A 22,054-nucleotide genomic window follows, 5' to 3' on the forward strand; every position below is an offset into this window, starting at 1 on the left:
GATGGATAAAAATTTTTTCAATAAACGTTGTCATTACAGTATTCGTAAATTCGCTATTGGAGTAGCTTCTATTATGATTGGTGCCAGTATCTTTGGTGTTAATTTAGTAGAGGCGGCAGAAACAGGTAATGTAGGAGATAAAGAGGGAACTATAACTCAAGCTCAGCCATTGGAAAAGTTACCTGATGAACTTGCAGCAGTTTTGAAGAAAGCAGAGGAAAATGCTGGGAAGGAAGCTAGCTCGACAGTTGAAAATGGAGAAACTACAGGAACGATTGGTTCTACTGATTCGACAAATAATCTTAAACCAGCTGAAGCACCTAGAATTCCAGAGAATGAAACAAAGCCGTCTGAAGCCATGAGTGGAGGACAAAATGATAAAGAAATCGCTAAACCTAGTCAACCAATTACACCTGAAACTCCAAAAGTAGAGCAAACAGGTGATGGAACAGTTGAATTGGCCAATCAATTTACGGCAAGCAAACCAGCTAGCGAAGCCAGTATTGAAGCTGCCAGCGAGAGCTCAGACTATCTCAAAAAAGAGTACAAGGTCTTTCCAACTCCACAAAAAGTGACTTATGAAGAAGGAGTCACAGCCCTTCGTAAGCAAGTCAATCTGGTCATGGGCGATCAACTCGATATCTATACTCGCAATCGCTTGAAGATTGTCTTGAAGGACAATCAAGTATCTTATACAACTGGTAAGGCAGCTATCGCTGGCGCTACCAATATCTATCTTGGAGTGCATGGACAAGGTTCACAAGCAGAGCAAAACTTGTCCAATGTTTCAGCAGGTCTCTTTGACAAGATTGACGCCTATGTCTTGAGTATCAAGGATAATTCGATTTCTATCGTCGGAAAAGACACTGATGCAGTCTTCTATGGTTTGACAACCTTGAAACACATGCTCAAGGAAAGTCAAGTACCAGTCCTTCGCAATGTTACAGTAGAAGATTACGCAGAGCTCAAGAACCGTGGTTTCATCGAAGGTTACTATGGCAATCCATGGTCTAATGAAAATCGTAAAGAATTGATGCGTTATGGAAGTGAATTGAAGTTAACTCAATACTATTTCGCACCAAAAGATGATCCATACCACAATAAGAAATGGCGTGAACTTTACCCAGAAGAAAAACTGGCTGAAATCCGAGAACTTGCACGTGTCGGTAATCAAACGAAAACACGTTATGTTTGGACCATCCATCCATTTATGAACAATCGTATCCGCTTTGGCAATGAAGCGCACTACCAGGCTGATCTTGCAACCATAAAGGCTAAGTTTACTCAGTTGTTGGACGTGGGAGTGCGTGAATTTGGTGTGCTTGCAGATGATGCACCAAGCCCAGTTGGTGGTTACCATAGTTATGTTCGTTTGATGAAAGATATCACAAATTGGTTGACTGAAAAACAAACAACATACAGTGGTCTCCGTAAAGATATGATTTTTGTTCCTGCCTGGTACATGGGGCAAGGAACTGAAGCTGAACTTCGGACCTTGAATGAACATCTTCCTGAAAATGTCCATTTAACTCTTACTGGTGGAAAGGTCTGGGGGGCTGTTGACCAAACATTTTTAACGAACTTAAAGAAAAATTTAACAGAAGGTGGTAAGACTTACCGTCCAATTCAGTTCTGGATTAACTGGCCATGTAATGACAATACAAAACCCCACCTAATTCTTGGAGGTGGTGAAAAATTCTTACATCCAAATGTTGATTTATCCCTTGCACAAGGAATTATGCTAAATCCAATGCAACAATCTGAAGCATCTAAAGTGGCACTTTTTGATATGGCTCAGTATGGATGGAAGCAATGGAGAAGTGCAGAAGAAGCAGAACAAATCAACGATATGGCCTTTAACTATGTAGTCAATGATCATTTTGAAGAAAGCAGTGTTTCAAAGGCTTTTCGAGAACTCGGAAAACACATGCGCAATCAAAATAGACCTCCCCATGTCACTAAATTAGAAGAGTCTGTAGAATTGGCTCCAAAATTGACAGAATTCTATAACAAACTCAAATCTGGTCAAAATCTGGATTCTGAAAGAAAAGAGTTGAGGGACATTTTTGCTGGTTTGAAAGCCAATGCTCTTCTGCTTAAAGAAAAAGGCGATCAGAAATTAATCGAACAAATTCACTATTGGTTAGAGAATACAGTAGATCAAATGAACGCGCTTGAGGCTTTCCTAACAGCTACAGAAGGTCTTACTGAAAAGAATGATGCCAAGGTGTGGGAGTATTATCAGGCCGGAGTCAAACATTATGACCAGTCAGTTAAGTATGCCTTCTTTTACGTTGACCATTATGAATACGCAGAATTTGGTGTCCAACATATTCGACCATTTATCAATAATCTCAAAGAATACTTAGCCTTACATATCCAAGCAATGTTGAATCCAGATAAATTTGTGACAACATTTATTACGAATCGTGCTGGAATAGAAGGCGGATTGAAAGAAGTCACAGATGGTGACTTTGATACACATGTGATTGCCAAAACAACCATTGTGATTGAGAGAGGCGATTATGTAGGCTTGCGCTTTAATAAGGCAATTAAAATACACAAATTAGGTTTCGCTACGGGTACTAATACGGCCGATAATTATACCTTTAGTAATGCTCTTGTTGAGTATCAAAATGAACATGGAGAATGGGTAGCCATAACGAGCCCCGCTTATACTGGTAGAGAACGTATTCTGGAATTTAATGACCTCGATATCACAGCTCAAGCTGTTCGTATGATAGCAACAGCTAAGAAGGATAATGCTTGGCTTGCCATGCGTGAAATTGCTGTTAACAGACCCCTAGAATTGGGTAGTAAGAAGGTTAGGGGCACTATTAGTTTAAGTCCAAACCTTGTTTACAAATATGGAACAAGTGTTGTTCAGATGCAAGATGGTCGAGAAAACACAGAATCCATGATGGCACATGTTGATCAGACCAATGTCACACCAGCGCAAGCCTGGGTAAAAATGGACTTAGGTGGGCTGCACAAAGTAAAACGAGTTCATCTGATGCAAGGGGAACGAGACAAACTAGCATCTGGTGTCATCGAATATTCTGCAGATGGTACAAATTGGACAACGCTTCAAAATTTATCAGGGCAACGAACTTCTGATATTGTGAAAGAATTTACAACTCGTTTTGTTCGCATTCGCAATACACAAACCTTAAATAAGTGGTGGAGAATTGCGGAATTTACAGTAGATGTCGATAGTCCAAATTTTGACTTAACAGACACCAACGTGGAATCCTTGAAGGAAACGCCGGTAGTGGGTAGCTTGGGCAGTTACGAGCTTCAAATTCCAGCTGGAACCAAACTCCCTGCTCATAGCTATCTAGGAATGAAGCTTGACCGTATCCATCAGATCAAGAGCATCCAACTCCAAGGTCAGGCCAATCCAGCTCTTAATCTAGAGTACTCTGCAAATGCGCAAGAATGGACGCCAGCTAGCCAGTTGACTGATAGATCTGCAGCAAGCCACTTAGTACGTTATGTGCGTTTGGTCAACAAAACAGATCAGGAGCAAGCTATTACAGCGACTTCTCTCCTTGTGACAACCAAAGAAGTGCAACCAACCAAACTAGAATCTACAACAATGGGCATTCATCCAACATACGGAAGCAATGATGTTCGTAAGCTGAACAACCTAGATCAACTATTTGACGGTGTTTATAACAACTTCGTTGAATTTTCAGACTACGCCCATAAAGATGGTCACGTAACCTTGAAACTTGGTAGCGAACGTACCATCAAGAAGATCAGAGCCTACATCCAAGACGGAACTCAAAACTACCTTCGTGATGGTAAGATCCAAGTCAGCCAAGACGGTAAAACTTGGACAGATGTCGTGACAGTAGGAGATGGTGTGGCCAATAGCCAACACGATGATTCATTGACAGATGGTTGGACACATGATTCTAAGATGCCAGGAAATCGCTACGTCGAGGGCGAATTGACGACACCAGTTAAAGCTAACTATCTCCGAGTCCTCTATACAACAGATTATGATGCCCGTTTTGTAGGCTTTACAGAATTGGTCATTAACGATGGTGAATTTGTCAAACCAATCAATGATCCTACAGTAGAAGGAAGTAGTGGAGAAAGTCAGGGCAACCTTTATAATAATCTTGTAGACGGAAAAGTCTTGACCAGCTACAAGTCTGAAAAAGATAAGGGTGAATTGGTGTATCACTTATCTGATCCAACCAATGCCAACCACCTTCGTATCGTTTCCAGTCTTCCTGAAGGAGCTAAGGCACGTGTTCTTGCTAGAACACTCAAGGATGGTCAAGACAGTTGGACAGACCTCGGTGCCATTACATCTAGTCTCCAAACCTTCGCTATCCGAAATGGTGGCTCTCTTCTAGACGTCAAATTAGTCTGGGAAGGCGGCAAGGCTGAGTTTTATGAATTGGCAAGCTTCCATCAAGAATTGACAGAAGAACCGATCCAATCAAGCAAGGGTNCGTCAAATTAGTCTGGGAAGGCGGCAAGGCTGAGTTTTATGAATTGGCAAGCTTCCATCAAGAATTGACAGAAGAACCGATCCAATCAAGCAAGGGTGAAGAACCAGCACCTGTTCTTGAGGTTCCTGAATTCACCGGTGGTGTCAATGCAGTTGAAGCCTCGGTACATGAGCTTCCAGAGTACACAGGTGCAGTAGCAACAGTAGGTGACCAAGCTGCTCCAACAGTAGAGAAACCTGAGTTCAAGGGTGGCGTCAATGCAGTGATGGCTCTAGTGCATGAATTGCCAGAATACACAGGCCCGCTAGCAACAGTAGGTGATCAAGCTGCTCCAATGGTAGAGAAACCTGAGTTCCAGGGCGGAGTCAACTCCGTTATGGCCTTTAAACATGAGCTCCCAGCTTACACAGGTCCCTTATCAACAGTAGGCGACCAGGCAGCACCGACAGTAGAGAAACCAGAGTTCAAGCTAAGTTTGTTAGAAAAAACTCAGACTTCAGGAGCACCAGTTCAAATTGCCAAAGAAGACAAGAGATTGCCAGAAACTGGTGAGAAACAGTCAGAAACAGCTATTTTCTTGGCAAGTGTTGGACTAGCTCTATCTGCTATCTTTGTCGCAAAAAGTAAAAAAGAAATTAATTGACTTTGAAAAAAGAGATATTTCGTAGAGGGGCTTTGTCCCCTCTTTTTCTATATGAAGGAAGAGATTTATGTTTAAAATGCAAGGTCAATAAACTTTATAGTATAATGAATAGAGAGGGAAAAAACGATGAAAGTGATTGATCAAGCTTTATTAGAAAAAGTTATTATTGAACGTTGTCGTCACAGCCATAAGGGAGATTACGGTCGCCTGCTCTTGCTGGGAGGGACCTATCCTTATGGGGGAGCTATCATCATGCCAGCCATTGCAGCTGTCGAAAGTGGGGCAGGGTTGGTGACTGTTGGCACGGATAAGGAAAATATTCCGGCTCTGCACAGTCATTTACCTGAGGCCATGGCATTTTCTCTTCAAGATCAGCAATTGTTAAAAGAGCAGTTGGAAAAGGCAGAAGTTGTCTTGTTAGGTCCGGGTTTGCGAGAAGATGCATTCGGAGAAGAACTCGTAAAACGGGTCTTTGACAGCCTTAGAAAAGACCAGATTTTGATTGCAGACGGCGGTGCTTTGGGCATCTTAGCAAAAGCTCATTTGACATTCCCATCTAGTCAGCTCATCCTAACTCCCCACCAAAAGGAATGGGAAAGACTGTCTGGTATAGTTCTTGACCATCAAAATACAGAGGCGACTGCTAGTGCTCTTTCAGCGTTTCCTCAAGGAACGATTCTAGTTGAGAAAGGTCCGGCAACTCGTATCTGGCAAGTCGGTCAGCCTGAATATTATCAATTAGAAGTTGGAGGGCCCTATCAAGCAACTGGTGGGATGGGAGATACTTTGGCTGGGATGATTGCAGGTTTTGCAGGTCAGTTTCCACATGTCAATCTCTATGAACGCGTAGTAGTAGCGACTCATCTGCACTCAGCAATTGCTCAAGAACTAGCTCAAGAAAACTACCTTGTCTTGCCAACAGAAATTAGTAAGCTCCTCCCCAAAACAATGAAAAAAATATCTCAAAAAGGCAGCTAATACCTTGGTTGTCTTTTTATGTTGATGTAGCTTTGTTAATAAGGTTTTCAAATACCTCAGAACCAGCAATCAACTGCTGAACTTACGAGGAATTCTCACTTTTAAGGTCTTGATTTTTAATCAAGCTCGCAAGTAAAGCCAGATTGTTATCAAAGTTGAGGGGTGTCAAATCATGCTTTTTTTGATATAATTTTTAATGATGAATGCGAGAAATGATCGGTATGTAGTCGTTGATTTAGAAGCGACCAGCACTGGAAGCAAGGCAAAAATTATTCAAGTAGGCATTGTGGTGATTGAGAATGGTGACATCATCGATCAGTATGCGACCGATGTCAATCCTCACGAACCCTTGGATTCTCATATCAAAGAATTAACGGGTCTGACCGATCAGCGTTTGGTTGCAGCACCAGAGTTTTCTCAGGTAGCTGGAAAAATTTTTGAATTGGTTAAGGACGGTATTTTTGTTGCGCACAATGTACAGTTTGATGCTAACCTTCTTGCAGAATTTCTCTTTTTTGAAGGATATGAATTGCGTACACCGCGGGTGGATACAGTTGAGCTTGCCCAAGTTCTGTATCCTCAGTTTGAAAAGTATAACTTAGGTATCCTTTGTCAAGAGTTGGGCATTGAGCTAGAACATGCCCATACTGCCCTATCAGATGCTCAGGCAACAGCTGAACTCTTGCTTTACATGCGTCAAAAACTATTTGAGTTACCAAAAGGGCTCCTAGAAAGCTTATTAAACCTTGCAGACAACCTTCTCTATGAAAGTTACTTGGTGATTGAGGAGGTCTATCAGCAACAATCTCTCTTATCTTCGCCAGACTTGATGGAGCTTCATGGGCTTTTCCTCAGAAGGGAAAGCAAAGGCTTAGTCCCACGAAAGTTATCCAAAGACTTTGCTAAAAACATTTCTTTATTGGGGCTGGAGGAGCGTCCACAACAGCTGGAATTTTCGGAGAAGATTGAGCAATTATTGGAAGAACACCAGACATCCTTTATCCAAGCTCAAACAGGACTGGGCAAGACTTATGGTTATCTCTTCCCAGCTTTGAACTTGGAGAGTCAAGCAGGGATTCTAGTGAGTGTTCCGACCAAAATTCTTCAAAATCAAATCATGCAAGAAGAAGGTCAGCGCTTAAAAGAGGTCTTCCATCTGGAGATTCATAGTCTCAAGGGGCCTCAAAATTACTTGAAATTGGATGCCTTCCACCAAATTCTCTATCGATCAGAGTCCAATCGCCTTTTCACTCGCTTTAAGATGCAACTGCTTATCTGGCTAACAGAGACAGAAACAGGTGACTTGGACGAAATCGGGCAACTTTACCGCTACCAGCATTTTCTGCCAGAACTAGTCCACGATGGCAAGCTTTCAAAGAAAAGTTTATTTGCTACAGAGGATTTTTGGAAACGAGGGCAGGAAAAGTGCAAGACCAGTCGTGTTCTTCTGACCAATCATGCCTATCTGGTCACTCGTTTGGAAGACAATCCAGAGTTTGTTGATAACCGTTTGGTAATTTTGGATGAAGCTCAAAAAATGCTGCTAGCTCTCGAAAATCTAGCCCAGCAGGCTTATCACCTTGAGGATCTTGTAACTCAAATTGAAAAGTCCTTAGAGTCAGAGGAAGATTTGGTTCAGAAACGCTTGCTTGAGAGTATTAGCTTTGAATGTCGATACTTGATGGAGCAGTATCAATCAGGTCTTAAGAATGGAAAGTGGTTGGATTCTCTTGAAGAGTTGCGCCAGCATTTTTCGGAGTTAGCTCTCCCAGAGTATAGAGAGATTGCAAACTTTTTCACCTCGGACCGTGAATTTTGGCTTGCTACAGCAGAAAAATCGAGCAAGGATGTCTTGATTTGTTCAAGTAAAAAAGGCCGCTTTATACTAGCAGACCTATTGCCAGAAGATTGCAGGCTCCTAGGAGTATCTGCCACTCTTGAAATCAGCAATCGGGTTTCCCTAGCAGATTTATTGGGATTTCCAGACGCTCCGCTTGTTAAGCTTGATGTAGCAAAACAGGAGCAACAAGAAGTCTTTCTAGTCAATGACTTTCCTCTTGTGACAGAAGTTTCGCCTTTTGACTATGCTAGTGAAGTGGCTTCTGTTATCCGAAGGTTACAAGCCTTTCAAGAACCCTTATTGGTCTTGTTTACCTCAAAAGAAATGCTGCTGGCAGTTTCGGACCTGCTCGACCAACCGCATCTAGCTCAGTATAAAAATGGGGAACCAAGCCAACTGAAAAAACGTTTTGAAAAAGGTGAACGCCAGATCTTGCTTGGAACAGGCAGTTTCTGGGAAGGAGTTGATTTTTCAACCCATCCTTGCGTGATTCAAGTGATTCCGAGATTGCCTTTCCAAAACCACCAAGAACCTTTAACAAAAAAATTAAACCAAGAACTGCGTCAAGAAGGGAAAAATCCTTTCTATGATTATCAGTTGCCGATGGCGATTATTCGGCTAAAACAAGCCCTTGGTCGTACTGTTAGACGACCTGACCAAGGTTCGGTTGCTGTAATCTTAGACAGTCGAGTTGTCAGCAAGCGTTACGGCAAACAAATCGCCCAGGCCTTGTCAAAAGAAAGGGCTGTTCAGGTTCTTTCTATAGAACAGCTAGAGCCTGCTGTAGCTGATTTTCTCCAATTTCGTCGCAATAGAATGAAAGAAAAATCCCAGAAAGAGAAAAGGTAAAAAATATGAAACGTTCACTCGACTCTCGAGTCGATTATAGCCTTCTCCTACCAGTGTTTTGTTTACTGGTGATTGGAGTAGTGGCCATTTATATAGCAGTTAGTCATGACTATCCAAATAATGTATTACCAATTCTAGGTCAGCAAATCGCTTGGATTGCCTTGGGTCTTGTCATTGGATTTGTGGTCATGTTCTTTAATACCGAGTTTTTATGGAAGGTGACTCCCTATCTTTATGGTCTAGGGCTAGCTTTGATGGTCCTCCCTCTTGTTTTCTACAATCCAAATCTTGTAGCGTCAACAGGTGCCAAGAACTGGGTATCGATTGGTGGAACGACACTTTTCCAGCCATCGGAATTCATGAAGATTTCCTATATCTTGATGTTGGCTCGAGCCATTGTAAGATTCACTCAAAAACACAAGGAATGGCGACGGACTATTCCCTTGGATTTCCTATTGATTGGTTGGATGATCGCCTTTACCATACCAGTCTTGATCCTCTTAGCCCTACAAAGTGACTTAGGGACTGCCTTGGTCTTTGTAGCTATTTTTTCCGGTATGGTTCTCCTTTCAGGTGTTTCGTGGAAGATTATCATTCCGGTTTTTGCGACAGGAGTGACTGCTGTTGCAGGCTTTATGGCCATTTTTATAAGCAAGGATGGACGTGCCTTCTTGCATCAGATTGGAATGCCAACTTACCAGATCAACCGCATCTTGGCTTGGCTCAATCCCTTTGACTTTGCGCAAACAACGACTTACCAACAGGCGCAGGGACAAATTGCGATTGGAAGTGGTGGCTTGTTTGGACAAGGTTTCAATGTGTCCAATCTCCTCATTCCAGTACGCGAGAGCGATATGATTTTCACCGTGATTGCTGAAGATTTCGGCTTCATTGGTTCGGTCTTTGTGGTTGCCCTGTACTTGCTTCTTATTTACCGGATGTTGAAGATTACGCTCAGGTCAAATAACCAGTTCTACACCTACATTTCGACTGGATTTATCATGATGTTGCTCTTCCATATCTTTGAAAATATCGGTGCCGTGACAGGCTTACTTCCTTTGACAGGGATTCCTCTACCTTTCATCTCTCAAGGGGGCTCCGCAATTATTAGCAACCTCATTGGTGTCGGTCTCCTCTTATCTATGAGTTACCAGACCAACCTAGCGGAGGAGAAAAGTGGAAAAGTTCCATTCAAACGAAAGAAAGTCGTCCTAAAACAAATCAAATAAGGAGGCCACTATGGCAACAGTAGCAGTTATCTTAGCCCAAGGTTTTGAAGAAATTGAAGCCTTGACAGTAGTCGATGTCTTGCGTCGAGCAAACATTTCCTGTGATATGGTAGGATTTGAAGAGCACGTGACAGGATCACATGGCATTCAGGTAAAAGCTGACCGTATCTTTGATAGTGATTTGTCTGACTATGACTTGGTAGTTCTTCCGGGTGGCATGCCAGGATCAGCTCACCTACGGGATAATCAAGCCCTCATTTCTGAGATTAAAGCCTTTGACAAAGCTGGAAAGAAAATTGCTGCCATCTGTGCAGCCCCAATCGCCCTCCATCAAGCAGGTGTCCTGAAAGACAAGCACTTTACTTGTTATGACGGAGTTCAGGAGCAAATTACTGACGGAATTTATCAAAAGCAAACAGTGGTTGTAGATGGCAATCTAACAACCAGCCGAGGACCGTCAACCGCACTTGCCTTTGCCTATGAGTTGGTAGAGCAGTTGGGAGGAGATGCTGAAAGTTTACGAGTTGGCATGCTCTATCGAGATGTCTTTGGAAATCAACAGTAAGACGAGAGTTCGGCTCTCGTTTTTTACTTGGAAAAATCTAGGAAATCATCGCTTTTTTCATAAAAAAATGGTATAATGAAGGGTATGAAATATCACGACTATATATGGGATTTAGGTGGTACCCTATTGGATAATTATGAGACTTCTACTGCAGCCTTTGTAGAAACCTTAGCCCAATACGGAATAGAGCAAGAACACGACTGTGTCTACGAAGCCTTGAAGGTTTCGACAGCTTTTGCCATTGAGAAGTTTGCTCCAGATATCGAGGATTTTTTAGAGCACTACAAAGAAAATGAAGCACGTGAGCTAGAGCACCCAGTTTTGTTTGAGGGAATTCCAGAATTACTCAAAGACATTTCGGACAAGGGTGGTCGCCATTTCTTAGTTTCTCATCGAAATGACCAAGTGCTAGAACTTCTTGCTAAGACCCAGATAGCGAACTACTTCACCGAGGTGGTGACTGCCAGTTCTGGCTTTAAACGGAAACCAGATCCTGAGTCCATGATTTATTTACGTGATAAATATCATATTACATCTGGTTTGGTCATTGGTGACAGAAATATTGATGTAGAAGCAGGTAAAGCTGCTGGCTTAGATGCCTATCTTTTTAATAACGTTGCGACATTGAGACAAGCAATAGACATGTAAGAAAAGGGAAAAAATGACAGAAGAAATCAAAAATCAACAGGCACAGGATTATGATGCCAGTCAAATTCAAGTTTTGGAGGGACTTGAAGCTGTTCGTATGCGTCCAGGTATGTATATTGGATCGACTTCAAAAGAAGGTCTTCACCATCTAGTATGGGAAATCGTTGATAACTCAATTGACGAAGCCCTAGCTGGATTTGCCAGTCACATCCAAGTCTTTATAGAGCCAGATAACTCCATCACCGTAGTGGATGATGGGCGTGGAATTCCTGTTGATATTCAGGAAAAGACAGGACGTCCCGCTGTTGAGACCGTCTTTACAGTTCTTCACGCTGGAGGAAAATTCGGCGGTGGCGGTTACAAGGTTTCAGGTGGATTGCACGGTGTAGGTTCATCAGTAGTAAACGCTCTTTCAACGCAACTAGATGTTCATGTCCACAAAAATGGTAAGATTCATTACCAAGAATACCGTCGTGGTCATGTTGTTGCTGATCTTGAGGTGGTTGGAGATACGGATAAAACGGGAACAACAGTTCACTTCACACCAGATCCAGAGATTTTTACAGAAACAACAACTTTTGACTTTGAAAAATTAAACAAACGTATTCAAGAACTAGCCTTTTTGAATCGAGGCCTTCGAATCTCCATCACAGATAGGCGTGAAGGTCTCGAACAGACTAAACATTACCACTATGAGGGTGGGATTGCTAGCTACGTTGAATATATCAACGAGAACAAGGATGTGATCTTTGATACACCAATCTACACAGACGGTGAGATGGATGATATCACAGTTGAAGTAGCCATGCAGTACACAACCGGTTACCACGAAAACGTTATGAGTTTCGCCAATAACATTCACACCCATGAAGGTGGAACACATGAGCAAGGTTTCCGTACAGCTCTGACGCGTGTTATCAATGATTATGCCCGCAAGAATAAGCTACTAAAAGACAATGAAGATAACCTAACAGGAGAAGATGTCCGTGAAGGTTTGACAGCAGTTATCTCAGTTAAGCATCCAAATCCGCAGTTTGAAGGACAAACCAAGACCAAACTGGGGAATAGTGAAGTAGTCAAGATTACCAATCGCCTCTTCAGCGATGCCTTCTCTGATTTCCTTATGGAAAATCCACAGATCGCCAAGCGTATCGTGGAAAAAGGGATCTTGGCTGCCAAGGCTCGTGTAGCTGCCAAGCGTGCGCGTGAAGTCACACGCAAGAAATCTGGTTTGGAAATTTCCAATCTTCCTGGAAAACTAGCAGACTGTTCTTCGAACAACCCAGCTGAAACCGAACTCTTCATCGTCGAAGGAGACTCAGCTGGTGGATCAGCCAAATCTGGTCGTAACCGTGAGTTCCAGGCTATCCTTCCAATTCGTGGTAAGATCTTGAACGTTGAAAAAGCTAGCATGGATAAAATCCTTGCAAACGAAGAAATTCGAAGTCTTTTCACAGCCATGGGAACAGGATTTGGTGCAGAATTTGATGTCACTAAGGCTCGTTACCAAAAACTCGTTTTGATGACCGATGCCGATGTTGATGGAGCCCACATTCGAACTCTCCTGCTAACCTTGATTTACCGCTACATGAAACCAATCTTAGAGGCTGGTTATGTCTATATTGCCCAACCACCGATTTATGGGGTTAAAGTGGGAAGTGAGATCAAAGAATACATTCAACCTGGTGCAGATCAAGAAATTAAACTCCAAGAAGCCTTAGCACGTCATAGTGAAGGGCGTTCAAAACCAACCATCCAACGTTATAAAGGTTTGGGAGAAATGGATGACCACCAATTGTGGGAAACAACCATGGATCCTGAACATCGCTTGATGGCGCGTGTTTCGGTAGATGATGCTGCCGAAGCAGATAAAATCTTTGATATGTTGATGGGGGATCGAGTAGAACCTCGTCGCGAATTTATCGAAGAAAACGCTGTTTACAGTACACTTGACGTCTAAAAAATGTGGGAAATAGTTCCCTTGGTTTAAAAAATATGATATAATCATTACGATTGTTTCTAGTATAAAAGGAGTTTGATATGTCTAATGGACAACTAATTTATCTAATGGTTGCGATTGCAGTCATTCTGATCTTAGCTTATGTAACAGCTATCTTTTTACGTAAGCGTAATGTAAGCAGATTAACGGCCCTTGAAGAAAGAAAAGAAGAACTCTACAACCTTCCTGTAAATGATGAGGTTGAAGCAGTTAAAAACATGCACTTGATTGGTCAAAGTCAGGTGACCTTCCGTGAATGGAACCAAAAATGGGTTGATTTATCTCTGAATTCATTTGCTGATATTGAAAATCACCTCTTTGAAGCTGAAAGCTACAATAATTCTTTCCGTTTTTTCAAAGCTGCTCACAAGATTGATCAAATTGAAAGCCAAATTGGCTTGATTGAAGAAGATATTGCAGCTATTCGCAATGCCCTTTCTGAACTTGAAAAGCAAGAATCTAAGAATAGTGGCCGTGTCCTTCATGCCTTGGACTTGTTTGAATCCCTTCAACATACCGTTGCAGAAGACTCGGAGAAATATGGGAAGGCCCTTCCTGAGATTGAGAAACAATTGGAAAACATCCAATCTGAATTCTCTCAATTTGTTACCCTAAATTCATCAGGTGACCCAGTTGAAGCGGCAGCAATTCTTGATTCAACTGAAAATCATATTCTTGCTTTGACACACATCGTTGAGCGAATTCCAGCTCTTGTTGAAACCTTGACAAAGGAACTGCCAGAACAATTAGCAGATTTGGAAGAAGGCTATCGCAAGCTGTTGGATGCCAACTACCACTTTACAGAAACAGATATCGAGTCTCGTTTCCAACTTTTGCATGAATCTTTGAAGAATAATCAAGAAAACATCCGTCAGTTGGAGTTGGACAATGCAGAGTATGAAAATAATCGCATCCAAGAAGAAATCAACGCCCTTTATGATATCTTCACTCGTGAAATTGCAGCTCAAAAAGTAGTTGAAAGTCTTCTTGCTACATTACCAACTTATCTCAACCACTTGAAAGAAAATAATCAGGTGCTTGTTCAAGATCTTGAACGCTTGACTAAAACCTACCTTCTTCCTGAAAGTGATGGAAATCATGTTCGTCGTCTTCAAGCAGAATTGGCTGCATTTGATACGGCAATCATGGAAGTGACAGAGGATCAAGGTGAGTCAACACAAGCCTACTCTGCTCTTGAAGAACAGTTGGAAATGCTTCAAAGCAACCTCAAGGATATAGAGGATGAGCAAATCTCTGTTAGCGAACGACTTGCGCAAATTGAAAAAGACGACCTCAATGCTCGCCAAAAAGCAAATGTCTATGTGAACCGTTTGCATACTATCAAACGTTACATGGAGAAGAGAAACTTGCCAGGTATTCCTCAAAGTTTCTTGAAACTTTTCTTTACTGCAAGTCATAACACAGAAGATTTGATGGCAGAGTTAGAACAACCACAAGTGAATATTGAATCGGTTAAACGAATTCTTGAAATTGCAACAAATGATATGGAAGCACTTGAAACAGAAACCTATGATATCGTTCAATATGCAACCTTGACGGAGCAACTACTCCAATACTCAAACCGTTACCGTTCATTTGATGAGCGTATCCAAGAGGCCTTCAACGAAGCGCTTGAAATTTTTGAAAAAGAGTTTGACTACCAGGCATCATTTGAAAAAATTTCACAAGCCTTGGAAGTTGCTGAACCAGGGGTTACAAACCGTTTTGTAACTTCATATGAGAAAACACGTGAAGCGATTCGTTTTTAAAAATAGAAGCTTAGAAGATTTCTAAGCTTTTTTATTTTCCTAAAAAAAGACAGAATCCCTGTTTATCATTGAAATAATAGCCTCGATTTGATATGATGGAAATATGAAAAAAAATAGAGCGAAACGTGTTTCTCACGATAAAACGAGAAGGCTATTGCTTTCCCTTGTTGGAATCTTAGGAATTGCTACGATTCTATTAGGGAGTGCTATTGGTTATAAGCTACTACAAAAGCAATCTTACGAACAAAAAATTGAAGCGCTAAAAAGCGAAAAGGACCAGCAATTCAACTCAGGTAGTCAGAAGGACCATTTCCGAAAAGGTCAAGCTGAGGTGATTGCCTACTACCCTCTGCAAGGAGAGGAAGTCATTGCGTCTGTTAGAGAAAAAATCAACCAGGATATCAAAGAAAAGCTGGAAGATAAAGAGGATTTGGTCTTTTATTATAGTGAGCAGTTGGACCCAGTCTTAAAGGGAGTTGTTGCTCGTAGTATCAGTAAGCAAGTCTACGATTTGTCTGCATCAAAGGTTGAAGAAAAAGAAAAGACTTCCTTAGGGAAAATTTTCTTGACTGAAGATGGGAAAGATTTTGACCTTAGCAAACTCTTCAAAGATGCTAGCAAGGCTAAGGAACTCTTACTGACTCAAATCAAAACAACTCTAGAAGATAAGAAACTTGACCAGGCAAAAATTGATCAAGTTATAAAGAGCTTCACAGACCAAGAATTGACATCTTGGAGCTTTGATTATAAGGATAGTCAAATCATCCTTTATCCTGCTAATCCTGGAGAGACTGTTGAGGAAATTGCTCTACCCATATCCAGTTTCTTTGATGTTTTGGAGTCCTCTTATCTATTAGAAAAAGATGCTGAACTCTATCAAGCTTACTTTGCACAAAAAGACAAAAAAGTTGTAGCACTGACCTTTGATGATGGTCCAAATCCGTCTACAACTACACAAGCTTTGGATACATTAGCTAAGTACAAAGTAAAAGCGACCTTCTTTGTACTTGGTAAAAACATCGCTGGTAATGAAGACATCCTTAAACGGATGAAGTCTGAAGGTCATGTTGTAGGAAACCACAGCTGGAGTCATCCCGTTCTTTCACAACTTTCGCTCGAAGATGCTAAAAAGCAAATCACTGATACAGAAGATCTGTTAACTCAAGTTTTAGGATCAAGCTCTAAACTGATGCGCCCACCTTATGGTGCCATCACTGATGATATTCGAAACGGCCTTGATTTAAGCTTCATCATGTGGGACGTGGATAGTTTGGACTGGAAGAGTAAAAACGAGACAGCCATTTTGACAGAGATACAGCGCCAGGTTCGCAATGGTTCTATCATTCTCATGCATGATATCCATGGTCCTTCTGTTAATTCTCTACCAAGTGTTATTGAGTATTTAAAGGGTGAAGGGTATACATTTGTGACCGTTCCTGAATTACTCAATTCTCGCTTAAAAGCTCACGAGATCTATTACGATCGTGATCAATAATTTTTAAAATCTAAAGGAGCAAGTGTTCTGATAATCAGGATTTTGTTTCTTTAGATTTTCTTCACATAGAAAGGAAAAACGATGAAATCTTATACCCTTAATAATGGAATTTCAATTCCTGTACTAGGATTTGGAACATGGAAAGCTGAAAATGGAGAGGTAGCCTACCAAGCCGTTTTAGAAGCCTTAAAGGATGGTTATCGACATATCGATACTGCAGCTATCTATAAAAATGAGGAAAGTGTTGGTCGTGCTATTCGAGATAGCGGTATTCCAAGACAAGAAATCTTTGTAACGACCAAACTCTGGAATACCAATCACAGCTATGATGAAGCTCGCCAAGCATTTGAAGAATCAATGGAAAAACTGGGATTGGATTATCTAGATTTGTACCTTATCCATTGGCCAAATCCAAAACCTTTAAGAGAAAATGACGAATGGAAAACTCGCAATGCTGAAGTCTGGAGAGCGATGGAGGATCTTTACCAAGAAGGCAAAATCCGTGCTATCGGCGTTAGTAATTTCCTTCCTCATCATTTGGATGCCTTGCTTGAGACAGCAAGAGTCATTCCAGCGGTCAATCAGGTGCGCTTGGCACCAGGAGTTTATCAAGAGGAAGTGGTTGACTACTGTAGAGAGAAAGGAATTCTCTTAGAGGCTTGGGGGCCATTTGGACAAGGAGAGTTGTTTGAACAGAAAGAAGTCCAAGAAATTGCTGATAAGCATGGGAAATCAGTGGCTCAAATCTCCTTGGCTTGGAGTTTGGCAGAAGGATTTTTACCCCTACCCAAGTCAGTGACAGCCTCTCGTATCCAGAGCAATCTTGACTGTTTTGGGATTGAACTCAGCAAAGACGAGCGACAAGTCTTAAAGACAATTTCAGTGACTTCGGGCGCACCTCGTGTGGATGAGATGGATTTTTAGAAAGTAAGAAAAAGAATTGTAAATTTTGTACCTTTCTGATATAATATTCAACAGGAAAGAAAGTCTTATGGCGTTCTTCAGCGAGCTTGGGATAGTGGGAGCCAAGTAGGACAAGGTAAGAAACTGGCGCTTTCTGTCGTATTTTTAAAAACAATGAAGTAATAAATTAGGGTGGAACCGCGTTTCTGACGCCCCTAGGTTAAATCAACCTAGGATTGTCGGATGCGGTTCTTTTGTTTATTCAGCCTATGTGTGTAAAAGAAAGGAGAGTCGTGGATAACCTTTATCTTGTAAAAGATGATAGCCAACTAGTTGCATTTCGTGATTTTGTATTAAGAAATACTGAAAAGTTGGAGGCTTATCAATCTTTTTTAAAGAATGAACTTGCAGTCTACGATTTACCGCAAGCCATCATTTGGTCAGGTTTTAATGCTGCTACACAGATTATTAGGGAAATTCCTGTTCCTGCCTATACAAATAATAGACGAATGGTTATGACGCCTGATTTAACTGTTTGGAAAGAGCTGTATTTGTATCAGTTGATGGACTACGAGCGTTCTCAGCAAACTCAAGCAATAGAAAGTCACTATCATTCTTTATCTGAAAATTTCCTCTTACAGATTGTAGGACATGAGTTAGCTCATTGGTCGGAGCATTTTTCAGATGATTTTGATGGTTACGACTCTTACATCTGGTTTGAAGAAGGGATGGTTGAATATATTAGTCGCAAGTATTTCTTGACAGAAGAGGAATTTCAAGCGGAAAAAATTTGTAATCAATCTCTCGTAGAACTTTATCAGAAGAAGTATGGTTGGCATTCATTGAATGATTTTGGTTCCTCTACTTATGATAAGAACTATGCAAGTATTTTTTACGAATACTGGCGTAGTTTTTTGACAGTAGATAAGTTGGTAGAAAATCTAGGTAGTGTACAAGCGGTCTTCGATTCTTATCATCTATGGGCAAACACAGATAAAACTCTTCCCTTGTTAAATTGGTTTGTTCAGCAGAAATTAATTGAAAAAGAAATATAAAAACTAAAGGAGTATTCAATGTCTAAGAAATTAACATTTCAAGAAATTATTTTGACTTTGCAACAATTTTGGAATGACCAAGGTTGTATGCTGATGCAGGCTTATGATAATGAGAAAGGTGCGGGGACGATGAGTCCTTACACTTTCCTTCGTGCTATTGGTCCTGAGCCATGGAATGCGGCTTATGTGGAGCCATCACGCCGTCCTGCTGATGGTCGTTATGGAGAAAATCCTAACCGTCTTTACCAACACCACCAATTCCAAGTGGTTATGAAGCCTTCTCCATCAAACATCCAAGAACTTTACCTTGAGTCTTTGGAAAAATTGGGCATCAATCCATTGGAACACGATATTCGCTTCGTTGAGGATAACTGGGAAAATCCATCGACTGGATCTGCAGGTCTCGGTTGGGAAGTTTGGCTTGATGGGATGGAAATCACTCAGTTCACTTATTTCCAACAAGTTGGTGGATTGGCAACGGGCCCTGTGACTGCGGAAGTTACCTATGGTTTGGAGCGCTTGGCTTCTTACATCCAAGAAGTAGACTCTGTTTATGATATCGAGTGGGCAGATGGTGTAAAATATGGAGAAATCTTTATCCAGCCTGAGTACGAGCATTCAAAATATTCATTTGAAATTTCGGACCAAGAAATGTTGCTTGAAAACTTTGATAAGTTTGAAAAGGAAGCTGGTCGTGCCTTGGAAGAAGGCTTGGTTCACCCTGCCTATGACTATGTTCTCAAATGTTCACACACCTTTAATCTGCTTGATGCGCGTGGTGCCGTTTCCGTAACGGAGCGTGCAGGCTATATCGCCCGTATCCGTAACCTGGCCCGTGTCGTAGCCAAAACATTTGTCGCAGAACGTAAACGCCTAGGCTACCCACTTCTGGATGAAGCAACACGAGCTAAACTCCTAGCAGAAGACGCAGAATAGTAAGTAATACTGTGCTCTAAAATCGTTAAAGGCAAGTCTAAGACTTGCTAGAGGGATATGCACCGCCGTACTGTTATGTGGGGATTTTTGAAACCTTGGGTTCAAAAATCAGTCAGCTAAATCCACTTTGATGAGACTGTTGGAAATCTTAGTTTATTTGGTATAAGATTTCCTTACAGACTCACAAAAGTTAGTTAGCGACATCCCCAGTACCTAAGGTGCATATCAAAAGAAAAGATTGAAGAAGATGTAAAGGAAAAAACATGACAAAAAACTTATTAGTAGAACTCGGTCTTGAAGAGTTACCAGCCTACGTAGTAACTCCAAGCGAAAAACAACTAGGTGAAAAAATGGCAGCCTTCCTCAAGGAAAACCGCCTGTCTTTTGAAGCTATTCAAACCTTCTCCACACCACGCCGTTTGGCTGTTCGTGTGACTGGACTTGCAGACAAACAGTCTGATTTGACAGAAGATTTCAAGGGTCCAGCAAAGAAAATCGCCTTGGATAGTGATGGAAACTTCACCAAAGCAGCTCAAGGATTTGTCCGTGGAAAAGGCTTGACAGTTGAAGATATTGAATTCCGTGAAATCAAAGGTGAAGAATATGTCTATGTTACCAAGGAAGAAGTGGGGCAACCAGTTGAAGCCATTGTTCCAGGTGTAGTAGACGTCTTGAAGTCACTAACTTTCCCTGTCAGCATGCACTGGGCTAATAACACCTTTGAATATATCCGCCCCGTACACACTTTAACTGTTCTTTTAGATGAAGAAGAGTTTGATTTGGATTTCCTTGATATTAAGGGTGGTCGTGTGAGCCGTGGTCATCGTTTCCTAGGACAAGAAACCAAGATTCAGTCAGCTTTGAGCTACGAAGAAGATCTTCGTAAGCAGTTTGTAATCGCGGATCCTCGTGAACGTGAGCAAATGATTGTTGACCAAATCAAGGCAATTGAAGCTGAACATGGTGTACGTATCGAAATTGATGCCGACTTGCTGAACGAAGTCTTGAACTTGGTTGAATACCCAACTGCCTTTATGGGAAGTTTTGATGCTAAATACCTTGACGTTCCAGAAGAAGTTTTGGTGACTTCGATGAAGGAACACCAACGATACTTTGTTGTTCGTGATCAAGATGGCAAGCTCTTGCCAAACTTCATTTCAGTCCGTAACGGAAATGCAGAGTATTTGGAAAATGTCATCAAGGGGAATGAAAAAGTCCTAGTTGCCCGCTTGGAAGACGGAGAATTCTTCTGGCGTGAAGACCAAAAATTGGTCATTTCAGATCTTGTTGAAAAATTGAACCATGTGACTTTCCATGAGAAGATTGGTTCCCTTCGTGAACACATGATTCGTACAGGGCAGATTGCCATTCTCTTGGCAGAAAAAGCTGGTTTGTCAGTGGATGAAACAGTTGACCTAGCGCGTGCAGCAGCTATTTACAAGTTTGACTTGTTGACGGGTATGGTTGGTGAGTTTGATGAACTCCAAGGAATTATGGGTGAGAAATATGCTCTTCTTGCTGGAGAAACTCCAGCGGTGGCAGCTGCTATTCGTGAACACTACATGCCTACATCAGCTGACGGAGCTCTTCCAGAGAGTAAGGTGGGAGCCATTCTAGCCATTGCAGACAAATTGGATACGATTTTGAGTTTCTTCTCAGTAGGCTTGATTCCATCAGGTTCTAATGACCCGTATGCCCTTCGTCGTGCGACGCAAGGTGTGGTTCGTATCTTGGATGCTTTTGGTTGGCACATTGCTATGGATGAGTTGATTGATAGCCTTTACAGTTTGAAATTTGACAGCTTGACTTATGAAAATAAGGCAGAGGTTATGGACTTTATCAAGGCTCGTGTCGATAAGATGATGGGTTCTACTCCAAAAGATATCAAGGAAGCAGTTCTTGCAAGTTCAAACTTTGTTGTGGCGGATATGCTAGAAGCAGCAAGTGCTCTTGTCGAAGCAAGCAAGAAAGAAGATTTCAAATCGTCTGTCGAATCCCTCTCACGTGCTTTCAACTTGGCTGAAAAGGCAGAAGGTTCTGACACGATCGATCCTGTTCTCTTTGAGAATGAAGAAGAGAAAGCCTTGGCGGAAGCAGTAGAATCACTCGTTTTGTCAGGAACTGCAAGTCAGCAATTAGAACAACTCTTTGCGCTTAGCCCAGTTATTGATGCTTTCTTTGAAAACACCATGGTAATGGCTGAAGATCAGACTGTTCGACAAAATCGTTTGGCAATCTTGTCGCAATTAACCAAGAAAGCAGCTAAACTTGCACGTTTCAACCAAATTAATACCAAATAAACTCAGTCAAACGAACTGTATCTTATCACAAAGGAGAAGAAATGGATCCGAAAAAAATCGCTCGTATCAATGAGCTTGCCAAAAAGAAAAAGACAGAAGGCTTAACTTCTGCTGAAAAAGTGGAACAAGCTAAACTTCGTGAGGAGTACATCGAAGGCTATCGTCGTTCTGTTCGTCACCACATCGAGGGAATCAAAATTGTGGATGAGGAAGGCAATGACGTTACACCAGAAAAACTACGTCAAGTACAACGTGAAAAAGGTTTGCACGGCCGTAGTTTAGATGATCCTAACTCATAAAATGAAAGGGGCTTGTAGATGATTTACAAAACCCTTTTTGTTATGTGACTATTAGTCCGTCTCGCTCCGCAAGGTGC

General features: G+C 41.6%; 13 protein-coding genes and 2 pseudogenes. All 15 read left to right on the forward strand.

The genetic code is table 11. The features are described from left to right. Nucleotide 1: 1 nt before the first annotated feature. Nucleotides 2-109 (forward strand): annotated as a pseudogene (locus AB2B49_RS09240) (YSIRK-type signal peptide-containing protein); the annotation flags it as partial. A 279-nt stretch (nucleotides 110-388) separates the two neighbouring features. Further along, nucleotides 389-5,112: pseudogene (locus AB2B49_RS08490) on the forward strand (SIALI-17 repeat-containing surface protein); the annotation flags it as partial. Between the two features lie 126 nt (nucleotides 5,113-5,238). Next, nucleotides 5,239-6,090, forward strand: a complete 852-nt coding sequence (locus tag AB2B49_RS08495; RefSeq protein WP_254733831.1) for an NAD(P)H-hydrate dehydratase — start codon at nucleotides 5,239-5,241, stop codon at nucleotides 6,088-6,090. 199 nt (nucleotides 6,091-6,289) lie between these two features. Then, nucleotides 6,290-8,779, forward strand: a complete 2,490-nt coding sequence (locus AB2B49_RS08500) for a bifunctional DnaQ family exonuclease/ATP-dependent helicase (RefSeq protein WP_049504991.1) — start codon at nucleotides 6,290-6,292, stop codon at nucleotides 8,777-8,779. A gap of 5 nt (nucleotides 8,780-8,784) precedes the next feature. Then, nucleotides 8,785-10,008, forward strand: a complete 1,224-nt coding sequence (locus tag AB2B49_RS08505) for an FtsW/RodA/SpoVE family cell cycle protein (RefSeq protein ID WP_049504968.1) — start codon at nucleotides 8,785-8,787, stop codon at nucleotides 10,006-10,008. A gap of 10 nt (nucleotides 10,009-10,018) precedes the next feature. Beyond that, nucleotides 10,019-10,573, forward strand: a complete 555-nt coding sequence (locus AB2B49_RS08510; RefSeq protein ID WP_049504970.1) for a DJ-1 family glyoxalase III — start codon at nucleotides 10,019-10,021, stop codon at nucleotides 10,571-10,573. A gap of 84 nt (nucleotides 10,574-10,657) precedes the next feature. Then, nucleotides 10,658-11,221 (forward strand): HAD-IA family hydrolase, encoded by a 564-nt coding sequence (locus tag AB2B49_RS08515; RefSeq protein WP_049504992.1) that lies wholly within the window; start codon nucleotides 10,658-10,660, stop codon nucleotides 11,219-11,221. A gap of 13 nt (nucleotides 11,222-11,234) precedes the next feature. Beyond that, a complete protein-coding gene (gene gyrB / locus AB2B49_RS08520; protein WP_000134077.1) occupies nucleotides 11,235-13,181 on the forward strand; it encodes a DNA topoisomerase (ATP-hydrolyzing) subunit B in 1,947 nt (648 codons plus the stop codon). A gap of 80 nt (nucleotides 13,182-13,261) precedes the next feature. After that, nucleotides 13,262-14,989: a septation ring formation regulator EzrA gene (gene ezrA / locus AB2B49_RS08525; protein ID WP_049504973.1), complete on the forward strand. Its 1,728-nt coding sequence runs from the start codon at nucleotides 13,262-13,264 to the stop codon at nucleotides 14,987-14,989. A gap of 103 nt (nucleotides 14,990-15,092) precedes the next feature. After that, entirely contained in the window at nucleotides 15,093-16,484 is a 1,392-nt protein-coding gene (gene pgdA / locus AB2B49_RS08530) for a peptidoglycan-N-acetylglucosamine deacetylase PgdA (RefSeq protein WP_076984452.1), read from the forward strand. Nucleotides 16,485-16,565: 81 nt separating this feature from the next. Continuing rightward, nucleotides 16,566-17,408, forward strand: coding sequence for an aldo/keto reductase (locus AB2B49_RS08535; RefSeq protein WP_049504977.1), 843 nt, complete (start codon nucleotides 16,566-16,568; stop codon nucleotides 17,406-17,408). Between the two features lie 272 nt (nucleotides 17,409-17,680). Then, nucleotides 17,681-18,442: an elongation factor Tu gene (locus tag AB2B49_RS08540; protein WP_061421194.1), complete on the forward strand. Its 762-nt coding sequence runs from the start codon at nucleotides 17,681-17,683 to the stop codon at nucleotides 18,440-18,442. A gap of 18 nt (nucleotides 18,443-18,460) precedes the next feature. Then, nucleotides 18,461-19,378 (forward strand): glycine--tRNA ligase subunit alpha, encoded by a 918-nt coding sequence (glyQ, locus tag AB2B49_RS08545; RefSeq protein WP_000038733.1) that lies wholly within the window; start codon nucleotides 18,461-18,463, stop codon nucleotides 19,376-19,378. A 263-nt stretch (nucleotides 19,379-19,641) separates the two neighbouring features. Beyond that, nucleotides 19,642-21,678 carry a glycine--tRNA ligase subunit beta gene (glyS, locus tag AB2B49_RS08550; RefSeq protein WP_320692066.1) on the forward strand — a complete coding sequence of 679 codons (2,037 nt, stop codon included), beginning with the start codon at nucleotides 19,642-19,644 and terminating at the stop codon, nucleotides 21,676-21,678. A gap of 41 nt (nucleotides 21,679-21,719) precedes the next feature. After that, the gene (locus AB2B49_RS08555) at nucleotides 21,720-21,977 is read left to right on the forward strand and encodes a DUF896 family protein (RefSeq protein ID WP_000371291.1); all 258 of its coding nucleotides are present in this window, start codon (nucleotides 21,720-21,722) and stop codon (nucleotides 21,975-21,977) included. Nucleotides 21,978-22,054: the final 77 nt, after the last annotated feature.

Source organism: Streptococcus jiangnanensis (assembly GCF_040888325.1).
Classification (GTDB): Bacteria; Bacillota; Bacilli; order Lactobacillales; family Streptococcaceae; genus Streptococcus; species Streptococcus jiangnanensis.

What these genes read in the sequence shown, in the direction of transcription:
- AB2B49_RS08495 (WP_254733831.1), top strand. Translation starts at nt 5,239, where the DNA reads ATGAAAGTGATTGATCAAGCTTTATTAGAAAAAGTTATTATTGAACGT.
- AB2B49_RS08500 (WP_049504991.1), top strand. Translation starts at nt 6,290, where the DNA reads ATGAATGCGAGAAATGATCGGTATGTAGTCGTTGATTTAGAAGCGACC.
- AB2B49_RS08505 (WP_049504968.1), top strand. Translation starts at nt 8,785, where the DNA reads ATGAAACGTTCACTCGACTCTCGAGTCGATTATAGCCTTCTCCTACCA.
- AB2B49_RS08510 (WP_049504970.1), top strand. Translation starts at nt 10,019, where the DNA reads ATGGCAACAGTAGCAGTTATCTTAGCCCAAGGTTTTGAAGAAATTGAA.
- AB2B49_RS08515 (WP_049504992.1), top strand. Translation starts at nt 10,658, where the DNA reads ATGAAATATCACGACTATATATGGGATTTAGGTGGTACCCTATTGGAT.
- gyrB (WP_000134077.1), top strand. Translation starts at nt 11,235, where the DNA reads ATGACAGAAGAAATCAAAAATCAACAGGCACAGGATTATGATGCCAGT.
- ezrA (WP_049504973.1), top strand. Translation starts at nt 13,262, where the DNA reads ATGTCTAATGGACAACTAATTTATCTAATGGTTGCGATTGCAGTCATT.
- pgdA (WP_076984452.1), top strand. Translation starts at nt 15,093, where the DNA reads ATGAAAAAAAATAGAGCGAAACGTGTTTCTCACGATAAAACGAGAAGG.
- AB2B49_RS08535 (WP_049504977.1), top strand. Translation starts at nt 16,566, where the DNA reads ATGAAATCTTATACCCTTAATAATGGAATTTCAATTCCTGTACTAGGA.
- glyQ (WP_000038733.1), top strand. Translation starts at nt 18,461, where the DNA reads ATGTCTAAGAAATTAACATTTCAAGAAATTATTTTGACTTTGCAACAA.
- glyS (WP_320692066.1), top strand. Translation starts at nt 19,642, where the DNA reads ATGACAAAAAACTTATTAGTAGAACTCGGTCTTGAAGAGTTACCAGCC.
- AB2B49_RS08555 (WP_000371291.1), top strand. Translation starts at nt 21,720, where the DNA reads ATGGATCCGAAAAAAATCGCTCGTATCAATGAGCTTGCCAAAAAGAAA.